This is a genomic window from Chitinophaga sp. (assembly GCF_036569185.1).
GTDB lineage: Bacteria > Bacteroidota > Bacteroidia > Chitinophagales > Chitinophagaceae > Chitinophaga.
On the sequence record NZ_DATCRD010000365.1, the window covers coordinates 1 to 22,658 of the forward strand.

Genomic DNA, 22,658 nt, shown 5'->3' on the forward strand with positions numbered 1-22,658 from the left:
ACTGCTGCTGTGAGATATAGCCTTTTTAAAGTAACAGTTGTTCATAGTTTGCCCGTTTTTTTATCATCGCCTGGTTGTTAATTAAAAGTTAATGCCCGGTTCATACAGGGTAAAAAGATAATGATGATGTATCTGGTGTATGATCATCGCATATAGTACCTATCCTAGTTAAACGGTCATGGTAGTAGCGTTTGTTACCTTGATCAGGAGGGTGGGGTGTTCCCCGCCCTCCTCATTTTAACTATACAATGCCCGCCCCGGCCTGACGCCGGGAGCCTCTTTCTTCCAACCGGAATAATGTTATCATACTAAAGGCGGTTTTGTTGAGCCATCCCAAAAACCCATATATGGGTCTGTATAACCAGCCTGACCTGTCTCTACATGACCGGTATAGCGTCTGTAATATTTTTCATTCCCTGAAATACTGACAGTGAAATCATACCAATTCAGGGAGTTGTCGAGCCTGATGACCGTTGTAACAGACTTCATGCCTGTGCTGTCAGCCGCCGGCAGAGGTACAACTATGTCAGGCTGCCCATAGGCATTATCCCTGATAATAACAGTGCCGGGTATTTTATTGTTAATATCAACGCGTATTTCAACATTTCCGGTTAAAGTCCGGGCATCCTGTAAAGCGTATTCATATAAACAGGATATATCAATATCAGGATCGTTATGGTCTCCGCCGAATTCCCTTGAAAAACCATTGGGGCCATATACAATGATGTGATATACATTACCCTCGAAAAGCATCAAAGGAAGTGATTCCTGAAGGGAGTCGCCAGCTTTTACTATATAGGATCTTGGTCTTTTTAAGTCGGCCATCCCCCCATAGTCGCCACGGCCCCAATAAAGGCTGAAGGCGGTCCCCCAGCAGGTATGACCATATATTTCATTGCCAGCTTCAAAGCTTATATCAACATTATTTGAGCTTTTATCCAGCTTTGCTTCCGAGAATAACTGGTATAGCAGCCCATTGGCCGGCCGTATTCCGACCTCTTGTTCAGGTAATAATTTACTATTGCGGACATCGTTTCTGATCTCCGCAATCTGGCCGGCGTTCAACAGATTAATGCCAGGGACTGCGTTATCCTTTGCACGCTTTATTTGTGTAAAATAGTCCATCTTGTCAACAAGCTCAGGGCGCGTTATCTTTTCTCCATTATAGGGTCTGAAAACAGAGGTAATATCTCCGCAAACATTTCGTCTGAACTGACTTATATTGTTGCATTTAATGTTACTGTTGCCGGCTTTTGTATTTAGAAATTTTTCCAGGAACATCAGGGTAGAAGTGTGGTCAAGTACCTGGGAATTCACCCAACCCCCGCGGCTCCATGGCGATACCACGATCATGGGTACACGAAAACCGGTGCCGACCGGGCTATTGTACTCCTCCGCAAACTCCTCGGCAGGATCTATTCCCGGCGAGCATTTTCCCGCTCCTCCGATGGGGGGAACACAGGGGGGAATGTGATCAAAAAAGCCATCATTTTCGTCGAAGTTGATGATAAAGATGGTCTTTTTCCAGACATCGGGTTTTGAGGTCAGGATATCTAAAACTTCGGAAACATACCAGGGGCCATATTGAGGAGAATTAGGATGATCTGAAAACGCTTCGGGTGCAGCCAACCAGGATACCGTTGGTAATTCACCATTATTCACATCCTGCCTGAATTGATAAAGAATGTCACCGGCAGGAACCGACATGCTTGTTCCGTCATTCAATGTAATTTGGGTAAGTGAGTTATACAGTGGGTCTTTAATATTTGTGGTGAAAGCCCTGTTATGAATGTCCTTTTCATACTCTGACAATCCCTCCCATATAAGCTTTGCGTATCCGAGAGGGTCCGCATTCCTGTTTTCTTCATTTAGTAACGGATAGTATTTTACAAAAGATTCCAATACGTTGTCGCCAAAATTGGCCAGCCATTTTACCTTAACCTCGTCTGTTTCGCGGTAACTGGTCAGGGCATGTTCAATGATAGTTGGAAACGGGGCTTTCCCCGATAAGAGATCCGTTAAAATAGATATCAGTGATTTCTCCGATGAGAGCCGGGCGGCAACAGCAGGTACCTGTTGTAAAATGTCAGATATGCGGAGCGAATTCATATAAGTCTGGTTCTGGTAAACTTTCCAGGTTATCCCGTTATTTTGCAACACTTCCGGGAACGTTAGCCAATCACAGGTTCCGGGTTTGTCAAATGAAGCATTATCCATATGAGCTTTTTTACCGGAGTTATCCGGGTCAAATACATTACGACCTGTCAGTTTGCCCGTCCAAAACATAGACCTGTTGGGGGAGGTGCCAGTTAATGAGGAACAGAAATAATGGTCACATACGGTAAAGGCATCGGCAAGCGCATGATAAAAGGGATGATCTTCACGGGTAAAATACTGCATGGTTTTGGGCGTTTTTTCATCTATCCACTTATCCATATACCCTAAATTTCTCGCCCCTATCTGATTTTCCGCTTCATGTGGGCATCCGCCGGCCCAGGTAACATTGGTGTTTTTAATATCACATCTAACAGGCGCATATGTGTTTCCTGTAGCATCGCTCTGCAACCAGATAGGGTTACCATTTTCCTGTTGCAGGAACCGGGGATCATTGAATCCCCTCACCCCCTGAAGGGTTCCCAATAAATGATCAAATGATCGGTTTTCCTGCATTAAAAAAACAATATGTTCGGCATCCAGGTAGGTAGTGCCAGGATCAGGGTTTATGGCAAATGCTCTTTGAATAGCGCCGGGAAGTTTATCCAGGGCCAGGCCTCCGGACAAAGCTGTCAGTTTTTTTATAAAATCACGTCTGGATTCCATTGGTGGGCTTTTTTGTTATGAGGTGCGATTTTTAATCAATGACTATTCTACAACCAGCCTTAAGGTTTTAAAATGGAACCCGGGCGAGCTTAAACGGACCCAATAACAACCCACTGCGAGCTTACTGATGTCCATCGTTATTAAATTAGTGGCACTATGACGTTCACATATCATCTCCTGCCCAAGCGCATTGATGATGCTCACAAGTATATCTCCGGTTCTTTTTACTGAAGAACTAAATGAAATCCGGACTGCCGACCTCGCCGGATTAGGGTATAGGGATATCTTTGAGATGTTGCTTTCGTCCTGTTTTGATAATAGAACAGTATCAGCTGAGGGCAGGTCCTTCTTTGGCTGAAGGGGCTTTAAAACAAAAAAGTTGTCGCTGTAAGAATTGGATACGATCACGTTTGTTTGTTTGCTTTTTCCAACCTCCCTGATGCAAACATGTTGCGGAGTGCTGCCAACAGGTATTTCCCGGATCTTTTCAAATGATATATTATGTAAGAAGGAATAGTTTTTCAGAATAACCGTATTATTATCTTTCTCGCTGTTTACGGCTATTTCCGGCATACCATCGTTGTCCAGGTCGCCCGCAGCCAATGAGCTTGGACTTTTAACTGATATCGCTGCTTTTATGTCTGTAAAGTGAGCCTGACCCTTTGGCGATGATGCATTCAGATAAATTGAAAGCGAATTGTCAAATAAATTTGCAACAGCAATGTCAGGCATTTTATCGCCATCAAGATCTTCGACAACACAATCTATAGGCCCGCTTCCCGTGTTTAATTTATCAGCCTGGGTAAAAGATATTCTTCCGGGCGATGAAGTGGAATTTTGCAAAACAAGCAGGGAATTTTTATCGTAATCGGAGATGATCAAATCCGGTTTTTCATCACCATTAATATCTTTTACAACAAAATAATTAGGACGTATTCCCAGATCATGGTTAGATCTTGAAAAATTTATAATACCCTTATCGGTGGAGTTGCTCAGAAATGTTAAAGATTTTTTTTCAAAATCAGCTACAATAAGATCTGTTTTTTTGTCGCCATCGAGATCTGCCGCGGCAACATAATAGGCGGATCCATTCGTTTCTATACGATGCTTTTTTTCAAATTTCATCACCCCTCCGGCCGACCTGTTCAGAAATATGTCAACAACACTGTTGTAACCCTTTTTATTTGACAAGGTGATAATATCCTCCCTTGAATCGCCATCAATGTCACCAATGCAAAAAGAAAGTATCCTTCCATCCAATGAGATACTATCTTTCATTGCCCAGGATTGTCCATCGTTTGCCGGAATTCCCTCCCATATATAGATCTTCTTTTGCTTAGGGCTGGCCACAATTATTTCATCCTTCGTATCATCGTTCAAATCAGACAAAACGAGTTTTCCCGGTGAACTATCTGGCCATTTATAAGTAGTAGCATCAAAGGAAAAGCGATTTGCTTGTGCATGCAATAGATGTGGTATAGGTAGCAACAAGGCAATACATATAACTGTAAGTACATTGCTTCGTAAGAAACGTATATTTATACCCATAAATCTGTAATTTAAATAGCGCATAGTGTTTTCATAGGCCGCGTTTTTAAGCCTCCGGTGAAATACCTTTTTCAGTTCTGAATTCATCACGGGCCGGTCCTTTCTGTACCTGAGATACATGTACCTGGCATTATACCCCAAAGGGAAAACAGAGTTTACATTAATTTAATATTAGTACTGGAGACGTGATATAACATAAAGGTGTTGGGTTATAACTTCATGTCGTTGGGAGAACCGGTAATTGCAGTTGATGGTTTGCCGGAAAAATATTTGGAGTTCCGGAGGGTAAAAAGTCATGACTGATGTATCTGCTGTTTAATGAGCTCGCCGGTCCTGGCATTTGAGCCCGATGTTTTATTTATAAATAAACCAATCTAATTATTACACCCAGCTACTATGAACAGTATACCCAAAATCAGCGCACCATTGATCGTATTTGCCCTTGGTTGTTTGATGCCAGGCTGCAAGACTGATAATGAGTTAAGATCAGAAGATAAAACCCTAAAGCCTCTAATTGTAAAGGATAGCAGTTACCAACATGTTGGATATGTGAAAGTAAATGCCGGGCGCATTACTGAAATTAATAAGTTTCAGTTTGAACTTTCAAACGAAGAATCAAAGAAATATCTCCCGGAACAATTTTTTGACATTGCCATTGTCTTCGAATCGGCAAAAATCCTACCGGCGAAGTCTCCCAAACTCAGAGGGGAGACCAATCCTGATGCAGGGGATTATGTTCTGGCATATAAAGAGTGGGAGGCTTCTAAACTATTTTCACCTTCTGCAGCGGCTATCAAGAGATCGGATTTATACACATCTGACGGAAAGCAAATTGATGACCCTGCGCAAAGGCATAATGATCCGGGGCGTTATTCGCTTACGATGAATGATGAGTTAAAATTGGATATATCGGCGCTTAAGAAAGCCGGAAAGATAGTTTTGATGGATATTATGCCTGATCATGAAGATGCAGGATGGAACAGCTTCAACACGCAGCAACAGGCAAAAAAGTTTGCTTTACAGGTTAACGAAGCGATCAATAAATATGGTTGGGATGGGATTGATATAGACGAAGAATATGCGCAGTATCGAAAAGGACCGAATTTCGGTTCAATCACGAGAGTGCTCTTTGAGTTGAAAAACATCTGGAAAGAAGAGGACTATAGACATCCAGGTAAGAGATTGATTATAGCAAAAGCTTTGTTCACAGATTATGACGACTTTGCCAAACCTGTCAATATGGATGGAAAGGACGTAATGATGGCGGACCTGCTGACCTATGGATGGGAAATGTCTTATGGTGGAGATCCCGGCTATAGATTAACCGATTATTTAAACCAGTTCGGGATGCAAAAGTATCAACTTGGCCTGGGTATCGATTTTAACATTAACTCCACGGAAACGGGCGTTGCTACCGCCCAATATGTAAAAGATAATAAATTGAAATTTGTGATGTATTATGACGTCAGGGTTAGTGACAGTTCAAAGTATCAGGCTGTATCAAATGTTTTTTATTCGCGCAGGTTACAGGTAACTCCATAGAGTGGAAGCTAATTGGATAAAAAAACGGGATAGTTGAAAGACTATCCCGTTCTTCTAAAAACTGCATGGCTATTTATTCGAATTTGGCGAAGCAGGTTATTTTTTGACGCCTGTATAGGTGATGATACTCTTAGCAGGTACGGTAGCACTAAACGTCCCATCGGCATTTACAGGAATAACGGCAGACTGCCAGTGACTGCTGCTTGCGTCGCTCGTAAGGTAGCCAGTCAATCTACCTGATTTGAAACCTGTCAGGCTTAATGTACAGTGCTGGTCCGCGGTTCCTGAGTTGATAACAACGATGGAAAATTTACCGGATGCAGGGTCTTTAAAGGCCGTTATCCGCAGGTCTGCATTTGGTTGTGTTGCACCGATCCTGACATAGCCTGCGCCTATGTAGCGGGAGAAGTTTCCCATTACATCGTACAATTTGGGATAGGTTAACTTTCCGGCAGGCCCGTCTTCCCATATCAAAGCCTCATTATTTCTGGTATCTAAAAGCCCAAGCCAGAAAGTATAGGCACTTGCATTGCCTGTTGTCAGGGCATTGAATATGTTTATTCCAAGGTGTAGCCCTTCTGCCATAGAGGTATCTGCCGGGGCAGTTGCATCTGAAGCTTCTGTTACCCAGATAGGTTTTCCTGATACCGCTAATGAGCCCGGCTTCAGGTCAAGAAGACCACCGGCTTTACCACCAGTATTCAATTGAGCCTCTGCATCATAGGCATCTGCATAACAGTGTGTGGCATAAATATCAATATTACTCCGATCCATTGGCTCTTCTCCGAAAAACGCCTGCCTGAAGCCCAGTATCAACAGGTTAATGCCATCGGCAAGCCACCATTTGGAATCAGGCTTTGAAAAGCCGTTCAGATAGTCATTAGACGCTGCCCATGAAGCGGCTTCGGGAGATAAGATCTTCACCTTTGAAAACCCTGAGCTGTTTAGTACAGGTCTTAAATTATTTGAAATAAACTGTCCAAGCTGCCTGGGCGACCAGACACAATTTGCCCATTCAGCAGCAATATTATCCGGTTCGTTAGAAGGGCTTACACCATAAATGCTGATACCTTCTTTTTGATGCGCCCGCAAATATCCCGCAATGTAATTTGCATAACTATTCGCTGAGGTTTTAAAATTAAGTGTGTTAAAGAGGGTGTCGGCGCCAGTGGCAAAGCCGTTGCCATTTCTGAAGGCATCGAGCAGGCCGGTGGTGTCTTTTTTATTAAGCACAGCATTCACATAAGCCGCAAGTTGCATTGTTCCCGGTTTTTCAGATTTGGGATTAATCCGCATGGCAAGAGGAGGAGTCCATGCCGAAGCATATATAACAGGTACTTTGTAACGCTCTTTTGCCTTCTTCAGTATCCACAATTGACTGAGCTCCTGTTTTTTTAACCAGTCCAATTCTTTGTACACCGCGTTTTGAGGATCTGTTGTAATATCGACACGGGGATCGTGCAGGGCTACATTCCAATTGGACGGATTGTAAGCACAGCTCCAATGAATCTCTCCGCGGATCATATTCAGACGAAGCCCGTTATCGCCAAACAACTTTGCAAGAACGGTGTCCCTGTGGACTGATTCGAAAAATGGTATAGCCCTTCCCGCAAACACACCAAAACCCTGAATAGGCTGGTAGGTAGTATTCCAGTCCAAAGTTGCACTACTATTAATGGCCGGTTTGATGATAACCGGTGGATCCCCGATCTCTATAACGTTAGGCTTGGTACAACCAAATGCCATTAAAGCTATAGCTGCATAAACCAGCCTTGAGTTCTTAAACATCTCAGGTTTCATTTTGATTGATTTTAAATGAGAAAGAAATAATTCACCTGATTTTGGCAAATTCGAATAAATAATATTTCGCGGAGACTCGTGGAAGTTCCCCTGGCATGATAACCTGTTCCGTTTTTAGGCTGGCGCCAGATGTAATACGTAAAGTGGTAAAGAAGTTGCAATAACCGGATCTCCGTATAGTGCTGCTATAACCTGGATAAAAGTGGGAATATTTACTTTTTTAAACATGCGCATATTGGGTTCGGATTGCAGATTTTGAGTTATTCAGACTCCAAAGAGATGGAGCTATAATAAGGATACAGTCGACCCGGATTTTTACCCTAGCGCACAAAGTTTTTTTTCTGACAGATACAGCTGCTGAAAAAAACTGTTTCTTAATTCCATTGGTGGCCGTACCCGACGAATGGAGACTGCCGGAAGAGTCACCTGCCATTAACAAAGTTCTCAGCTTCAACAACCGTCCAGACCTTTATGATCTGCTCTACCTCAAAAGATCCGCTTACCGGCCAAACCCACACTTTCGTCAGTAATGCTATCTGATCCCGCACCGCTGATCTACAAGGGTACCGGCTTATATAAAAAGCCCTGCAGCAGATAGCTGCAGGGCCATTTGATGAAGCATTACAACTTTGGATCGTTTAGTACATCAGCTACAGCACTTCTTTATAACACATAGATACCGCCTTCCCAAAGCCACTGTATTGATCTTTCAGCACCAATGGCTTATTGGCTGCCGGGATATTATAGATACCTATTACACCGGAAGTACTGACATTGGCTTCTTCATAACTTACTTAATAGCATCGGCCCTTCACAGCCCATGTGCCAGCTTTTGTTTTTATATCTTGTTGTAGCAGGTTTTATTATTTTGGGCTGTGTATTGTAACCATATATTGCAATTTGCGCTCACCATCTATTTTCAAAACAAAATAAATTTTTGATTTTATAGCGCATTTAATTTAATCCATTCATCTAATGGGGTAAACGGCTCAGTTGAAATCTCTTTGGCCATCTGAATTTGAGCGTCTGAACTTGGACCCATATATGAATAGGATTCGAAGTAAGCTAACAACTGGGCAAGTGCTCCTGCTCCTTCAAAGAAGCTGGAAAACACCTCTGCCGGAACGTAATTAAAACTGTATTCTTTCCCGTTAGCTTTGAAAACTTTCAATACATCATTGAAACTATTCAATTCGGTAGCCAAAGATAAATAGCTTCCTTTCCCTACCTTCCCGGGATTTAGAAACGCTCCTGCAACTACTTTCCCCAAGTCGCTGATGTCTCCCATATGGATTACTTTCTTGTTTGGGTCGATGGGTAACATCCAGCCGATAGAACCATCTTGTTGCTGTTGGGGAGCTGTGTGCCCTTTAAAGTTTTGAAAGTAAAAAGGTGGCTGAACGAATGTGTAATTTGCAAATCCAGCATTCCTTACTAAACTATCAACTTTTGCTTTTCCAGTAAATTGAGGGACTACAAACTGACCGTTGCTTATTTTTTCAACGTTTGGTAAAGTAGACCAAACGAAGTGGTTCACATTAGCCTTTTTTGCAGCTTTAACAGCGATATCTCCTTGTGCTAATTCATCTGCTCCTTCCCAAAAATTAGTCACTACAAATACCCCGTGGGCATCTTTGAAAGCATTGATTAATGATTCAGGATCCATTAGATCTGCTTGTGCCACTTCATCAGCCTGTCCCTGATATTTATTCGGGTCTCGGGTAATGGCTCTGACTTTGAAAGAACCCTCCTTCATTAGCGCATTTACCACTCCTTTTCCTTGTAGACCAGTCGCACCAACGACCGCAATTATTTTCTTTTCCATCTTGAACGTTTTTAAAGTTAAACGACGACACAAAGATGGTGGTGATGCACCGTATCTACCTATATGGTAGTTTAAGAAAGAACCTTAATGTAGATTAAGATTTGGCGATCTTATTCCGGATGGTGCTAAGGAACTCTGGCGTTACACCCAGGTAGGAGGCAATCTGAACGTTAGATATCCGGTTAAAAAAGTAGGGGTGCCTTTTTAAAAAGTCGAGATAACGCTCCTCTGCGGTGGAGCTGATATTTTGCAGGATTCTACGTTGGGCACTTACCAAAGCTTTTTCTGTAAGAATCCTGAAGATTCGGTTGAATGTTTGGTTATTATCGAAGAGTTTGATCTGATCTTCCTTTTTTAATTGAAGGACAATAGAGTTCTCCAGGGCTTCTATGTAAAGTCTACTCGGCTCCTCCGAATAGAAGCTGCCAATATCCGTAATCCACCAATTCTCAATAGCAAACTGCAGATTATGTTCTTTACCTTTTTCGTCCACCATGTACATTCTAAAACAGCCTTCAACTACAAACGTGTGGTGTTTGCATATATCGCCTTCTTGAAGGATAAGTTGCCTTCGTTTAACTCTTCGCTCCTTGAAAGCTTCTTCCACAATAGACTTTTCGTCTTCATTTAAAGGAAGAAGATTTTCGAAGTAGTTTATTAATAATTTTGTCGTCATTCTTAAAATTCGTTGCAACAATTGCCTAAAAGCAATTGCTTTTTATTCCAGTAAAAGTAATTGCTTTTATATTCATTTTATAATTTTAAAGTCTTTGTGCTATTGAAGATGTAAAATAAATGATAATGAATAATATGTATATAGTTTTGAAATAAAAAATGTTGTGCAATCGTATTGATTTAATAACTATAAAAACCTCGATGTACAACATTAGAACGAAACGATCATTCAAATCCTTCAGGCATGATTTTGAGACGTGCTCCGGCAAAAGGTTATAGTGCTGTAAACAGGAGCTGGTATATTGGCTATAAGCTGCATGTTGTCATATATCATAATGGTGTTATCCAACAAGCAGGCATTAGCAAAGCCAATGTTCATGATATTCCCTTCAGGTACAACCAGCGTGTTCACCGGCTCCTTCATCTCCAACCTTTCTTAATCCTCGAAAGCGTTTCTCTCGCAATGCCGAGATAACTCGCTAAATACATGCTAGGTAGTCTTTCCATCAACGGCAGACGATGGGGGATGAAGCTAGTATAGAGGATGGCCACCCATCAGCATGATGAAATGGCCACCGGCTGGCTGAAGGAATATTTGAAGCGGGTGTTGAAGACGTGAATTTATATCTCAAAACTGGAGGTATTTTTTAAACCTGCCACTACCCGTGCCATCAGTTATAATCACCTGAACCTGCCTGAGAGTATTACGATCACCGGCAAAGGGCTAATTAAATACCAGTATGACGCCACGGGTAACAAGCTAAAAAAAGTCGTTACAGATAATACCGTTACTCCGGCCAAAGTTACTACGACAGATTATATAGGTGGTTTTGTTTATCAGAATGATACTTTGCAGTTTTTAGGTCATGAAGAGGGGCGGGTGCGTGCCGTTTTCGCAGCAGGACAACCATTGGCATTTAAGTATGATTATTTTGTAAAGGATCACCTGGGAAATACCCGCATGGTATTAACCGGGCAAACGGACTTCTCTATGTATGCGGCTACCATGGAAACGGCAGCTGTACCTACGGAAACGGCTTTGTTCAGCAATATTGATAATTCACGTACCGCTAAGCCGGCACCGGAAGCGTAGTTGCAAAAACATTCAATATCAGTGGCGTTCCGCATTACATGATCATCGACAAGGAAGGCAAGTTGTTCAGCAACAATGCAACGAGGCCCAGCCAGCCCGAAACAGCTGAAACACTCAAAAAACTCCTCGTACAATAAAACTGGCTGATAGATATAATAGAAAAAGGCGCTGCAAATTCTTTTGGCAGCGCCTTTTCAGTTTATTTTAAGCAGGTCTTGCTTTCTATAACCCGCCATAACGGAACATTTAAGAACTGAATGTTGTGATTAACTACCGCAGGTTCCTCTTCGGGCTGCCACCGTGAATATAAAATTTCCGGGAAGCAGGAAATTGTTGTAATATTCCGCTAAAATTCCACCAACAGCAATCAACCACCAAAGCTATATTTGTAGATATGATGGACGACGTTAGGGACAGACGCTATATAAAGGAAATAATCAGCGAATATACTACCCGCTTTATTTCCTGGGGACCACCGGATTCCTGGGATCTTGACCAGTTTAAGACATTGGAAAACATGATCTATGAGTCTACGGAAGTTACAGTTAATGCCAATACCCTAAAGCGTTTTTTTCAACAACGTACCGGTAATCCGCAGCTGGCAACAAGAGATGCGCTGTGCAGCTTCCTGGGCTATGCGGGATACACAGATTTTGTACTCAAAAAGACCCGGTTATCAGAAACTGCCAATACGTCGGCAGATGCTATTGAAGCGGGGGAAGAACCCAAGCAGGAGGCAACCTTACCGGTGGTTCCACCGGCGCCGCAGGCAAGCCGTGTGTATATCTGGTTACTTTCCGCCCTGTTATTGATTGTTAGCGGATATCTTTTATATACTCTGAAAATAAAGGAGATGTATACGGATTACCTGTTGTCGCAAATAGAATTTTCTGTTTCGAATCCGAAAGGCGCTAACCCATTAACGGTAACCTTTTCCTATAATATTCCCTCCCCGCTTTTAAAGGATATAAAACTGGTATACGAGGAAGCCAATGGCGATACGGCTGAAAAGCGGTTAACCAGGAATGTGGGGAAAGTAAATGCTACCTACATCTATGAAGGCGACGGGCTTTGCCGGCTGGAATATAAAGGACGCATCCTAAAAACCATCACTATAGAAGACCGCAAACAAGGTTGGTCTGTTTTTACCCGTAATGAGCGGAAAGGCATTTTCAGGACTTTGCCTGTTAGCCAGGCATATAATAAAGAAGGATACCTGAGCCTGCCCATAGATAGCGTGGTAGCGGAAGCGCGCCCCGGTCATTTATTTGTGAGCTATGTATACTATAAGGAAAAACTGGTGGATGGCGATAATTTTATGTTTGAAGCCAGAGTGCGTAACTCCCCGAAAGATTTTGCCATCCCGGTTTCCGATGTCATGATGTATCTTTCCTCCAGTACTGGCACGCATGGTTTTGCCTTAAATGAGGCGGGGTATGCATACATAAAATTCATCAGCGGGGAAAAGACGATCAAAGGGGATGAGTTCAACCTAACCAATTTTAATTTCGACGCCTCCCAATGGCATGTTATGGGAATCAGGGTAGAAAACAAAAAATCTGCTTTCTACCTTGACGGACAAGAAATCTACAACATCGGGTACACTAAGTCTGTAGGTATGGCTAATGAATTGATCCTGCGATTCAAAGGATGTGGCGCGGTGGATTATGTTAAGGTGAATAAACTCAACGGCCAGGTTGTTTATGAGCAGAGCTTTGATCAACCACTTCAATAGCTGCCTGGGAAACAGAAGGCGGCAGTGTGACCGGTTTAAATACTCCCGGTTCAGCCCCCATTATAAATTCAAGATCTCCTCCTTCTATAATATCTTTATGCGTAATGAATAATTTCGTGTACTGCTTTCCATTCAGCTTCACCGATTGAATGTACCTGTTTTTATCACTCAGGCCGGTTGCCTTTATGGTAAATGTTTTATCATTTACCTGTATTACTGCAGAGGCGACCATTGGCTTTCCAAATACATATATACCATCCGCGGGATTCACGGGATAAAATCCCATGGCACTAAATACATACCAGGCAGACATCTGCCCACAGTCGTCATTTCCTGCCAATCCATCCGGTTGATCTGTATACAAAGTGGTCATGATCTGCTGCAGTTTTTCCTGTGCTTTATGCGGCTGACCAATGTAATTGTACAGGTAGGCTACATGGTGACCAGGCTCATTTCCGTGTGCATATTGCCCGATAAGACCACTGATATCTACCGGTACCTCATTTCCCGGTAGGGTAGAGGATATGGAAAACAGGCTGTCAAGCGCCTTTCCGAATCCTTCCGGCCCGCCATAAAGATTTACCAGGCCCTGTACATCGTGGGGCACGAAGAAGGAGTATTGCCATGAATTTCCTTCTACCCAATCACTTTGCTTATAGGAAGAAAAGAAGGGATCGAACGGACGACGGAAGTTACCGGTACTTGAAAATCCGTTCATCAGCTTATATTCCTTATCAAAATAGACGCTGTACGACAATGCTCTTTTCATGAAGTAAGCATAATCTTCTGCTTTGCCCAGGTCCTTTGCCATTTGGGCAATACACCAATCGTCGTAGCAATATTCAAGCGCGGTGGAAACCGACTTGTTGTACAGGTTGTAGGGAATATAGCCAAATTGCTTCAGCTCCTTTATTCCAAACGCATCCTGCATCGCGGAATGTTTCATGGCTTCATATGCCTTGTTCACATCATAATTCCTGATCCCTTTAAAATAGGCATCCACAATTACAGGCACTGAATGATACCCGATCATGCAGTTTGTTTCACTGGACCATAAGGGCCAAACCGGTAGCAGGCCGGACTGATCATATTGCGCAAGCATTGATTTTATAATATCATTTACTTTGCCGGTATCAAGTATTGTCAACAGCGGGTTCAGGGAACGGAAGGTGTCCCATAATGACATGGCCGTATAATTTCTGAAACCTTCCGCTTTATGTGTCCGGGCGTCAAACCCTGTATAGTCCTTGTTCACATCATTGAACAGGTATGGGGAAACCAGGCTATGATACAGGGCTGTATAGAAAATCGTTTTGGTTTTATCAGGGGCGGTGATCCTGATCTTCGACAGTTCACGTTCCCATTTAAGCTGTGCCTGCGTGAGTATTTCGTTAAAATCCCAGGTTGGTATCTCTGAAGATAAATTCTCCATGGCATTTTCAACGCTTACCGGAGATATGCCCACCTTTACCAGCACCATCTCATCTTTCAATGTTTCAAAACTGAGTATGGCTTTGAGGTCTTTGCCGGAGGCGGTTTTATTGGAGATATAATTGCCGTCTGCCGCAATGGATGAACTGAAGGGCTTTGAAACTTTTATCGCGTAAAATAACCGTTGATGTACCCAGTCTTTTTCTCCCGGCTCGCCCCATCCTTTGGTTTGTCTTTCGCCTGTTATGGTACAACTGTCTGCAATATTTACCGAAGTAAATTGTACTGAATCGGTAGCATAGTGATGAGACAGGTCCAGTACTATATGCGACGCTTTATTTGCAGGGAAGGTATAGCGATGAAAGCCGCAACGCGGGGAAACGGTTAACTCGGCTGTGATATCATAATCCTGCAGCCTTACTTTATAGTAACCGGGTGTGGCAACTTCTTCATCGTGGGAGAACCTGGAGCGGTATCCCTCTCCTGGTTTGGATTTGCTGCCGGGGCTGAGCGTTATTTTACCCACTGTTGGCATCAGCATTACATCCAGCAGGTCTGAGCGCCCGGTGCCGGAAAGGTGTGTATGGGAGAAGCCAATGATTGAACTGTCGGAATAATGATAGCCTGCGCACCAGTCCCATCCATCGAGCCCCGTATCGGGGCTTAACTGTACCATGCCCGATGGGTAGGCAGCCCCGGGAAACGTATGACCGTGGCCGCCTGTACCGATAAAAGGATTTACAAAACCAAGCACGTCTATGTGCTCATTTGTATGATCGGCTTTGGTGCCGCACCCTGCTATGAAAGGAATTAAAAAAAGGAGAATTAAGTATCTGACCATGGCTTGGGTTATTTTTCTATTCCAAATTCTACTTCATTGGCCCAGTGCTCTTTCCAGTCGGGATGAAAGGCCCGGGCATTTATTTTAGATACGCTGCGCTCCCGTGCGAGTTCCATACAGGCGGCGCCGGCGCCGTCGTCATTGATTCTTGCGGAGAATTTTACTTTCCCACCCTTGTCAATGATCCGCTTTACATCCGGCAGCTCGCTCCATGGAATGGCGCACTCTGTGAACAGGGTATTGCCTTTGCGCAGGGTGACGAGCTTACCGTTCCTGACCGCGCCATCAAAAGGTGATTTGGGCTGTCGGGGAAAGAAGTGTTTACGGGGCATGCCGGGAACAAGTAATCTCCAGATTTCATATCCGCCGCCATATTCAGCAGCCACGGTGTTGAGCGCATATTCATAATCCGTGCATTTGTACCCGGTATAACGCGGCATAGTGCCTTTAGGAGCGGCTTCCATTCCATCTTCACCAACAGGGATCGCATTGAACGCGATCAGGATATTATCGAATTTTTCTCCTGTCATCCCATCCGGTAGCGTGCCTGTTTTACGATAAGAGAATTTCCTTACGTTTTCAGGCCACACCAATGTCACCAGCTCGTTCCTGCTTACCGGTGTGCATCGGATGTTTCCTGCCAGTGAGATCCGTGAGCCAGGTAAATAATAGCCGGATTTACCATATACGCCTATCCAGTTGCCCTGCGTATCAAAATCTTTTCCTGCCAGGGAAGCAGTTGCACTTTTATTATTGTTGTCTATGATCTTATCAGACGGGTCAAAGAAGATGCCTGCCAGTTTGGTGGTGTTTCTCCAGCTGTCCCAGGTAATGGCGGAACAACGGATGCGCAGCTTTCCAGCCAGTTCCAGGTTCAGGTATGCGCCGTTCCAGCAGTTTTCAATGTTGGTGGTGAGCAATTCTTTCCCGCTTAACTGATCGTATACGGTGATGGAAACATTCCGTTGATTAATACCCGGAAAATATAGCGCAGTATGTGTGTACTTATCTACCGGCAGATCTATATCCATGCCAACAGACCGGGTGGTAGCTGAATTTTCATAATAGTTCATCACGCGGCCGCCGGAAGGAAGCTGCAGCGCGGCTTTATCGGTAGCGGCAACAGGTTGCCTGATCAGTACAGATTCCATCGCATACATGGTTTGCATGTAAGCGGTATCGGGGTAAAAGTACTGATCATCGTCGCGTGTTTCAAAACGGGGAGCGCCTTTGCTCGGCGTTTTGTCTGCCACTTTGGCTCCGAAATAAAAATACTGATCGTCGTAAGCCATGTAGGTATTTGCCAGCCCTTCGGATGTGGTATCAAAATTCTCGTAAGGATGCCATGCCGCCTCTGTTAATGAAATACTGGCCTTCGGGGACCCTTTGATGGTTTGCGGAATGACCCCGGCCCAGTCGCCCAGGTCCCCATCTATCGTGATACTTTTTTTAGCGATGTAGTTAACATGCATTTCTTCGCGGTGTTCGGCAAAGCCGTCATTTCCTGCGTCGAAATGCACATACAGCGGGTAATTGTTTTCTTTAGCGGCCGTACCCTGCTTTACCTGCGCGGTAATGGTTTTGGTTTCATTGGCATTGAAAGCAACTGTTTGCGGGTAACTCAACTGAAGGTTGCCAACAGTAATGGTCAGTTTACCTTTTACAGGACGGTTCAAAATGTTGGTCAGTTGCAGCTGCATCCCTGGTTTTGATTCAATGGGCGCAGTAAAATCATGTGCTATAATCTCCAGTGGTTCATATCCTTCTATTCTCGCCTGCTTCACGGCGGCTACCAGTTTGTTAAATGCGTGGGCGGTGCCATTTACCCGCATAAAATATCCCTGGTAATTGAGCGGGATGGTGAAAACCCCGTTATGAGGAGGGATACTGTTCCCATAAAAATCGTATAACAGGAACGAAGGATCTGCCTTTACGATCATTTTACCATCCGTAATAGGATAATACTGTTCAAGTGCTTCTGTTGTTTTTTTACGTATGTTATTATCTTTTGTTGTTTCCAGGAGATCGTATAGTTTTTGCCGTTTCCTGGCTTCCGTCAGGCTCCGTACGTTCCTGAACAGCACATGGCCGGCGCCAAATGCATCTCCGAGGTCGCCGGCAATAACGATGCTGCCATCTTCCGGGTTGTTGTTGTATCCATCAAATAACATGATCCAGGGGAGCCCGTTGGTAAACAACAGGCGGTTAAATTCCCGTTCGCCGATAAAGCTTTGCGTGGCGCCCATAGCAGCAGCGGTAGACCAGGTGTTATGTAATTTTGGGATCGTTTCCAACCCGTATTTTGTATGGATGGTCATACTCTGAACAGAACGATGCGGGTCACCGGAGTACATATATCCCCCGTAAACCCCCATGGACCGGTCGTACCCTGCAGAGCGACTGGCCGCTACCACCAGGCCGATACGGTCGTCGGTATTACCTACCCAGCTTTCGGTATCCCATATTTTTACTTTCCCTTTATAGTCTTTACGGTTGTTAAACTCCGGATACAATACCGGCGATTCCATGCCCTGGTAATGAATGGAAAGGAAGTCGAATATGGGAAGCATTTTCAGGGTACCATCAGCAAAGAACTTATCGAACGCATTCGAGTTGGAGTCGCCGCCACCTACCAGTACATCCCTGTTTTCTTTACGTGATTCCAATACCGCTTCTGCCATTTTTGTATAAATCTCACGGTAACGGAGCATGTCTGCCTGCCAGCCTGAAATGGAAGTCCCTTCCCAGGGTTCATTCCACAGGCATACCGAAGTGACCGGTCCGTTGGGCCAGCCAAAATTCATGCATAATTCCTTTACATATTTTTTGAAGTCCTCATCCATATCCGGCATCCAAACGAGGTCCTGTTTGGTACGGAGAAATTTCCCGCTGCTGTCGAGGTGTGGCCTGCTTGTGCCCAGGGGCATCGACTGCGCAGTTTGTCCTTCCCCGAACATCAGCATCACTGTAATATTATTGTCGTGGAAGTTTTTCATTTCACGTTTCAGGCCCTGCATATAGGTCTGATAGCCTGGGTTGGTGGTTGCCATGTAAGGCACTCCATAACGGATGGCCTGTACGCCCATCCGTTGGAGGAAGTCGACGCCAAGATAATCCAGCGATTGCCTGGGATACTGCATCTTTACGGGAGATGGTTTCATACTCAGCACAAAGCTGGTACCTAACCTGCGGCCGTTTTTACCAAGATCAAATACAACGGCATACCCGCCGTATGCTTTAATATCATCCACCGCAATTTCAGTATCCACATAACCATTGGGAGCAATATCCAGCTTAATGGGGATTACTTTTTCATCGTCCATTTTTACCATCCTGGGCAGCCAGATATCATTAGGGATTCCTTTTGTGCCATAACGGATCACATATGCTTTTGCATCTGCATGAATGGCCTGATTGGTACGATTGATCACCTGGAATTTCAGGCGGATGGCATCGCCGGGCCAAAACACGTTGGCTGGCGCCGATGACCCGGTAAGGGTTACATCATAATCGTAACTTCTTAATCCGTTCTTTACGCCCAGTACTTCTTCATAACCAAGCCAGTCCTGCGGATCTTTCATCTGACCGTTGGCTACCTGTAATACAGAAAGAAGCATGGCTCCCAGTATAATAAGTTTCACCTGCATATTATTTTGAATCGGTTTGGAAATCATTTTTTATCCTGAATTCATCACCCGGTTTTTTCAGCGCCTGCACCATTAATCCTTTGCCGGACAACCGGAGATATTTATTGTTTGTATCAACTTTTATATCCGTATCAGTAGTTTGCACGGGACCGGCGGATACGGAAAGAGAAAGACCTATCACCGCTTCTTTCATGGCTGCAAGGTCAAATGTTTTCCGGCCGCCGGAATAGATCACATAATCCGCCCATTTTTTATTTTCATCTTCGCCAACTTCCCAATGCCCCTGCAGCCCGTTCCAGTTGCAGTAAGGTATACGTATAACCATGTGCGTTAGCCCGGAGGTAAATAATAACTCATTTTCATTTTGCGGGGAAATGGAAAAAACGGATGCGCTGACGTCTCCGCCCGTTTCAATCCGTAACCGCAGATCAGTGGCTGAGATGACATTATTTTTTATCCGGTCAATAGCCGGGTGGTTATCCCCCCCGTTACAGGCAACATTTAAAACAGATAATACAAAAGAAGCATCCTGTACACTTTTGATATGCATGGCTGCAAAGTCATACATATTGTGAAGGAAGCGCACACGCAGGTAAGATGGTTTTCCCGCTGTGCCCCAGTGTGCAAACAGTGGGCGGCATTGGTTCCAGAGGTATCCCTGGTTCACGGAAGCAAGGGCAAACAGCGGATGTGCATACAGTTTTCCTACAATGTCTTTGGCCGGCAGTACCGTATCCGGGTAGGTTACCTGGTTTTTAAGCTGGTACTTTCCAACAAGAAATGTATCGGTGGTTGTACGCGGCAGATCCTGTTGCAGGAATGAAGGGATCATGGCAGCAGGTATTTCATGAGGTTCCAGTACATGAGGCGCTCTTGGGTAATCACCGGGAAGCTCAATCCTGCCTTTGGAGGCGTAAAAGAGCAATTGTTTCAGATCCGGTGTCAGCAGGTCGTTGTATGCCCTGAAGTTAGGACCGCACCACTGCCCGGAAGGCGGGTGAAAATGACGGGCAATCATACTCCAGCACAGGTTGTACAATTCATTTGCCATGCGGCTGTCTGCCGGGTTGGCAATGACCTGTTTCATCCGCAGCAGTTCATTCATAGCTACCACCGTATAGGTGGAACTGTTATATTCGGTGAACCCTTTGTTGTTTTTCGTATAGTGGTAGAAGTAAGCCAGCTTTTGCTGCCCGTAGCGGCGGATACCGGGTTGATCATATAAATTACCCACCACGTAGCAAACATAGGCGCCCATGATACAGATGTTGGTATAATCTGCCTTCACATCTCTTTTCATGATCGCATGGGCGGCTAGGATGAGCGAATTTTTCAGTTGTTTTTTCAATTCTTCATCCAGGTGATCGTCAGCATTAAGAACAATATCAATTAAAGATACTGATATGAAATCTGCCCAGTTGTAATCAACAGGCGCCTTGCGGCCTTTCATCGGATCTTCCGGGTAGTAGGGCCATACGCCACAGAATGGCAATGCCGTATCCTTTTCCTGCAGGGAAAGGATCGCCTGTGTAATGGCGATGCCCCGCTGTATATCGGCGGCATCGCCGGTATGCAGCAGCGCTGCTGCATACTGAATGGAGCTTCTTGTATCATGCACTTTAATACCGCTATCAAGATCGCTGTGATAATGCTTCTCTTTGGTAACAGCCCATATCATTTTCTGAGCGGTATCGTAATGGTTTGCACTTTCATATAATTCTTTTTTGAGTAAAGCCATCTCACTTTTGTTTAACGGCGCCTGCTTTGTTCGTATATCGCTATGACGATAGGCGCATCCGCCCAATAACAGGAGGGCGGATACGGCTACCGGGAATTTTCTCTTGATCATTTTCTCATTTTACGCTGCTGATCCAACATTTTCTGCACTTCAATTCCCGCGAAAATAACGGCAAATGATCCATGCGTATCGTTATCATAAAAGGGCCTTGTCATATAGTAGTTCACATCTTCCGAGCACATGGTGCCCACACATATTTTGTGCACGGTACCATCGTCTTCAATTTCGGAAGCGATGGCGCTCCATCCTTTTTCAACAATGGGCGTAAACTTCTTCCTGTCCAGCCAGCCCAGCCTGACGCCTCTTGCCATTGCCATGGTGAATATAGCTGTGCCGGAAACTTCTACCGGCGAATCGCTCCTGTTAATTACGTTATGCCAGAAACCTCCGGGGCTTTGATAACGGATCAAAGAGTTGGCAAAATCCTGGTAGAGATGTAAAATGATTTTGTACTTCGGATGATTTTCGGGGAGCTCCAGCAGCACTTCTGTCATGGCCCAGATGGCCCAGCCATTGGCCCGTGACCAATATGGCAGTTTTACCTGCGGACGTCGGGAATAATTGGCATGCATGAAAAGCCTGGCATCTTTATCCCATACATGTTTGGTAAAATCCAGCAGCTGGCTGGCGGCATCATCAAAAAACAATTTCCGCTTTACAGGATCGCTGGTATACAGCCCTGCCTGCACCAGGAACGGAATGCCCATAAACATATCATCTACCCATACGGTGTATTCCTCCGGCGTGGTGCGTGCATAGTTGGTATAGCCCGGGCTTCTTATCTGCCCGTTTTCCGCATAGTTCATCATTTTACCGATATAATCCTGGTAGATGGATTTATTTTTGAAATCCTTTTCTTTCCGTAACCGGTAGATGAGCGGCATGGAAGGCGCGAGTGTGAAATCGAGCAACCTGGAGTTAATGACCATTGCGTTTGCAGAGTTGTAAGCCCTGAGCTGATTTACCTGGTAGTCTACAAAAGGCATTCCTTCCATCTGGAAATCGCAGAAATCCGCCGCCCACCGGCTGTATTTTTTTTCTCCTGTCAGTTCGCTCAGTTGCTCCATGGCCCAGGCTACTCCGCCGTTATGATAATTCCATTGATAGGTAGTGCCCCATGCTTTGGCGTTTATCATATCGCCCAGTACTTCCACCTTGGGAATGGTCCATGTAACGGGGGTAGTAAGCCCGGGGTACATGGCGCCAAACCGGAAACTTTTTTCCAATGCCCGCGGGGTATCTATACCAGGCGGGAAGGGACCGCAAACAAGCCAGCTGCTCAGGGTGGCAACGCTGCTGTCTATATGCTTTACATTTTTTAACCCGATTTCAGGGTAAGTTGGCTGCATATTCGTTACCGCATCATGCTCACTGGGAGGCTGTAAAAATACGCACCACTCTTTTCCACTGGTGGCTGATTTTATCAGCAGGTCATTGTGGCCTTTTTTCAGAGATACCTTAAAGGAATCCGGCATCGCCATGCTTCTTTCATCTCTTGCTATGGCAATGTCCCTGGTCCCGTTCTTTTCATATACAAGATTCCCGTTGCACCAGATCTTACAGGCATCGTTATGCGCTATTTCTACTGACAGCAAAGTATCTCTCTGTACTGTCAGTTGTGTATAGGCATAAGCTACCGCTTCTTTCCCTTTGCCAAATGACCGGCCAAAGTCGATAAAACACAGGCCGTTGAAACGCTGATTGCGGGCGGGTAGTACCAGCCGGTAAGCAAAGGGGGTTTCCCGTATCAGCTTATCACCTATTTTTTTTATTTTACCGGCAGGCTGCGGGTCATCTTTTACCTGTTGTGCAGTGCTGCCGCCTGCCAGCAGGAGAACAAACAATAACGTACTTATATATTTCTTCATCATTACTATCAATCTTTTGTGCTAACTGCCGTTGC

General features: G+C 44.6%; 12 protein-coding genes and 1 pseudogene. 4 read left to right on the top strand and 9 right to left on the bottom strand.

Features of this window, described 5'->3' with window-relative positions; translation table 11 throughout:
* Positions 1-303: 303 nt before the first annotated feature.
* Both VIM72_RS27745 and VIM72_RS27750 read right to left on the bottom strand, forming a co-directional pair.
* Positions 304-2,820, bottom strand: a complete 2,517-nt coding sequence (locus VIM72_RS27745; RefSeq protein ID WP_332006062.1) for a phosphocholine-specific phospholipase C — start codon at positions 2,818-2,820, stop codon at positions 304-306.
* A 42-nt stretch (positions 2,821-2,862) separates the two neighbouring features.
* Positions 2,863-4,488, bottom strand: coding sequence for an FG-GAP-like repeat-containing protein (locus VIM72_RS27750; RefSeq protein WP_332006063.1), 1,626 nt, complete (start codon positions 4,486-4,488; stop codon positions 2,863-2,865).
* Between the two features lie 276 nt (positions 4,489-4,764).
* On the opposite strand from VIM72_RS27750, the gene VIM72_RS27755 reads away from it, so the two are divergent.
* Positions 4,765-5,910, top strand: a complete 1,146-nt coding sequence (locus tag VIM72_RS27755) for a glycosyl hydrolase family 18 protein (RefSeq protein WP_332006064.1) — start codon at positions 4,765-4,767, stop codon at positions 5,908-5,910.
* Positions 5,911-6,006: 96 nt separating this feature from the next.
* On the opposite strand, the gene VIM72_RS27760 is transcribed toward VIM72_RS27755, so the two are convergent.
* From VIM72_RS27760 to VIM72_RS27770, 3 genes are all read right to left on the bottom strand, one after another.
* Positions 6,007-7,758 (bottom strand): glycoside hydrolase family 30 beta sandwich domain-containing protein, encoded by a 1,752-nt coding sequence (locus VIM72_RS27760; RefSeq protein ID WP_332006065.1) that lies wholly within the window; start codon positions 7,756-7,758, stop codon positions 6,007-6,009.
* 895 nt (positions 7,759-8,653) lie between these two features.
* Positions 8,654-9,535 carry an NmrA/HSCARG family protein gene (locus tag VIM72_RS27765; RefSeq protein ID WP_332006066.1) on the bottom strand — a complete coding sequence of 294 codons (882 nt, stop codon included), beginning with the start codon at positions 9,533-9,535 and terminating at the stop codon, positions 8,654-8,656.
* A gap of 94 nt (positions 9,536-9,629) precedes the next feature.
* Entirely contained in the window at positions 9,630-10,211 is a 582-nt protein-coding gene (locus VIM72_RS27770) for a Crp/Fnr family transcriptional regulator (protein ID WP_332006067.1), read from the bottom strand.
* A 218-nt stretch (positions 10,212-10,429) separates the two neighbouring features.
* Between VIM72_RS27770 and VIM72_RS32500 the strand changes: the two are divergent.
* The 3 genes and pseudogenes from VIM72_RS32500 to VIM72_RS27780 all read left to right on the top strand — a co-directional run.
* Positions 10,430-10,601 (top strand): annotated as a pseudogene (locus VIM72_RS32500) (IS982 family transposase); the annotation flags it as partial.
* A gap of 459 nt (positions 10,602-11,060) precedes the next feature.
* On the top strand, positions 11,061-11,303 hold the full coding sequence (locus VIM72_RS27775; RefSeq protein WP_332006068.1) for a hypothetical protein: 243 nt from the start codon (positions 11,061-11,063) through the stop codon (positions 11,301-11,303).
* A gap of 394 nt (positions 11,304-11,697) precedes the next feature.
* Complete coding sequence (locus tag VIM72_RS27780; RefSeq protein ID WP_332006069.1) at positions 11,698-13,038, top strand: hypothetical protein; 1,341 nt, start codon at positions 11,698-11,700, stop codon at positions 13,036-13,038.
* Here the strand turns inward: VIM72_RS27780 and VIM72_RS27785 are convergent.
* From VIM72_RS27785 to VIM72_RS27800, 4 genes are read right to left on the bottom strand one after another with little or no spacing between them, the layout of a single operon-like run.
* The gene (locus VIM72_RS27785; RefSeq protein ID WP_332006070.1) at positions 12,989-15,310 is read right to left on the bottom strand and encodes a GH92 family glycosyl hydrolase; all 2,322 of its coding nucleotides are present in this window, start codon (positions 15,308-15,310) and stop codon (positions 12,989-12,991) included. The two genes, VIM72_RS27780 and VIM72_RS27785, sit on opposite strands and share 50 nt — an antisense overlap.
* An 8-nt stretch (positions 15,311-15,318) precedes the next feature.
* Positions 15,319-18,951: a hypothetical protein gene (locus VIM72_RS27790; protein WP_332006071.1), complete on the bottom strand. Its 3,633-nt coding sequence runs from the start codon at positions 18,949-18,951 to the stop codon at positions 15,319-15,321.
* 7 nt (positions 18,952-18,958) lie between these two features.
* On the bottom strand, positions 18,959-20,806 hold the full coding sequence (locus VIM72_RS27795; protein WP_332006072.1) for a hypothetical protein: 1,848 nt from the start codon (positions 20,804-20,806) through the stop codon (positions 18,959-18,961).
* Positions 20,803-22,623 carry a glycoside hydrolase family 88/105 protein gene (locus VIM72_RS27800; RefSeq protein ID WP_332006073.1) on the bottom strand — a complete coding sequence of 607 codons (1,821 nt, stop codon included), beginning with the start codon at positions 22,621-22,623 and terminating at the stop codon, positions 20,803-20,805. The genes VIM72_RS27795 and VIM72_RS27800 overlap by 4 nt, the downstream gene beginning before the upstream one ends.
* Positions 22,624-22,658 lie beyond the last annotated feature (35 nt).

What these genes read in the sequence shown, in the direction of transcription:
- VIM72_RS27745 (WP_332006062.1), bottom strand. Translation starts at nt 2,820, where the DNA reads ATGGAATCCAGACGTGATTTTATAAAAAAACTGACAGCTTTGTCCGGA.
- VIM72_RS27765 (WP_332006066.1), bottom strand. Translation starts at nt 9,535, where the DNA reads ATGGAAAAGAAAATAATTGCGGTCGTTGGTGCGACTGGTCTACAAGGA.
- VIM72_RS27755 (WP_332006064.1), top strand. Translation starts at nt 4,765, where the DNA reads ATGAACAGTATACCCAAAATCAGCGCACCATTGATCGTATTTGCCCTT.
- VIM72_RS27770 (WP_332006067.1), bottom strand. Translation starts at nt 10,211, where the DNA reads ATGACGACAAAATTATTAATAAACTACTTCGAAAATCTTCTTCCTTTA.
- VIM72_RS27785 (WP_332006070.1), bottom strand. Translation starts at nt 15,310, where the DNA reads ATGGTCAGATACTTAATTCTCCTTTTTTTAATTCCTTTCATAGCAGGG.
- VIM72_RS27750 (WP_332006063.1), bottom strand. Translation starts at nt 4,488, where the DNA reads ATGTATCTCAGGTACAGAAAGGACCGGCCCGTGATGAATTCAGAACTG.
- VIM72_RS27800 (WP_332006073.1), bottom strand. Translation starts at nt 22,623, where the DNA reads ATGAAGAAATATATAAGTACGTTATTGTTTGTTCTCCTGCTGGCAGGC.
- VIM72_RS27780 (WP_332006069.1), top strand. Translation starts at nt 11,698, where the DNA reads ATGATGGACGACGTTAGGGACAGACGCTATATAAAGGAAATAATCAGC.
- VIM72_RS27795 (WP_332006072.1), bottom strand. Translation starts at nt 20,806, where the DNA reads ATGATCAAGAGAAAATTCCCGGTAGCCGTATCCGCCCTCCTGTTATTG.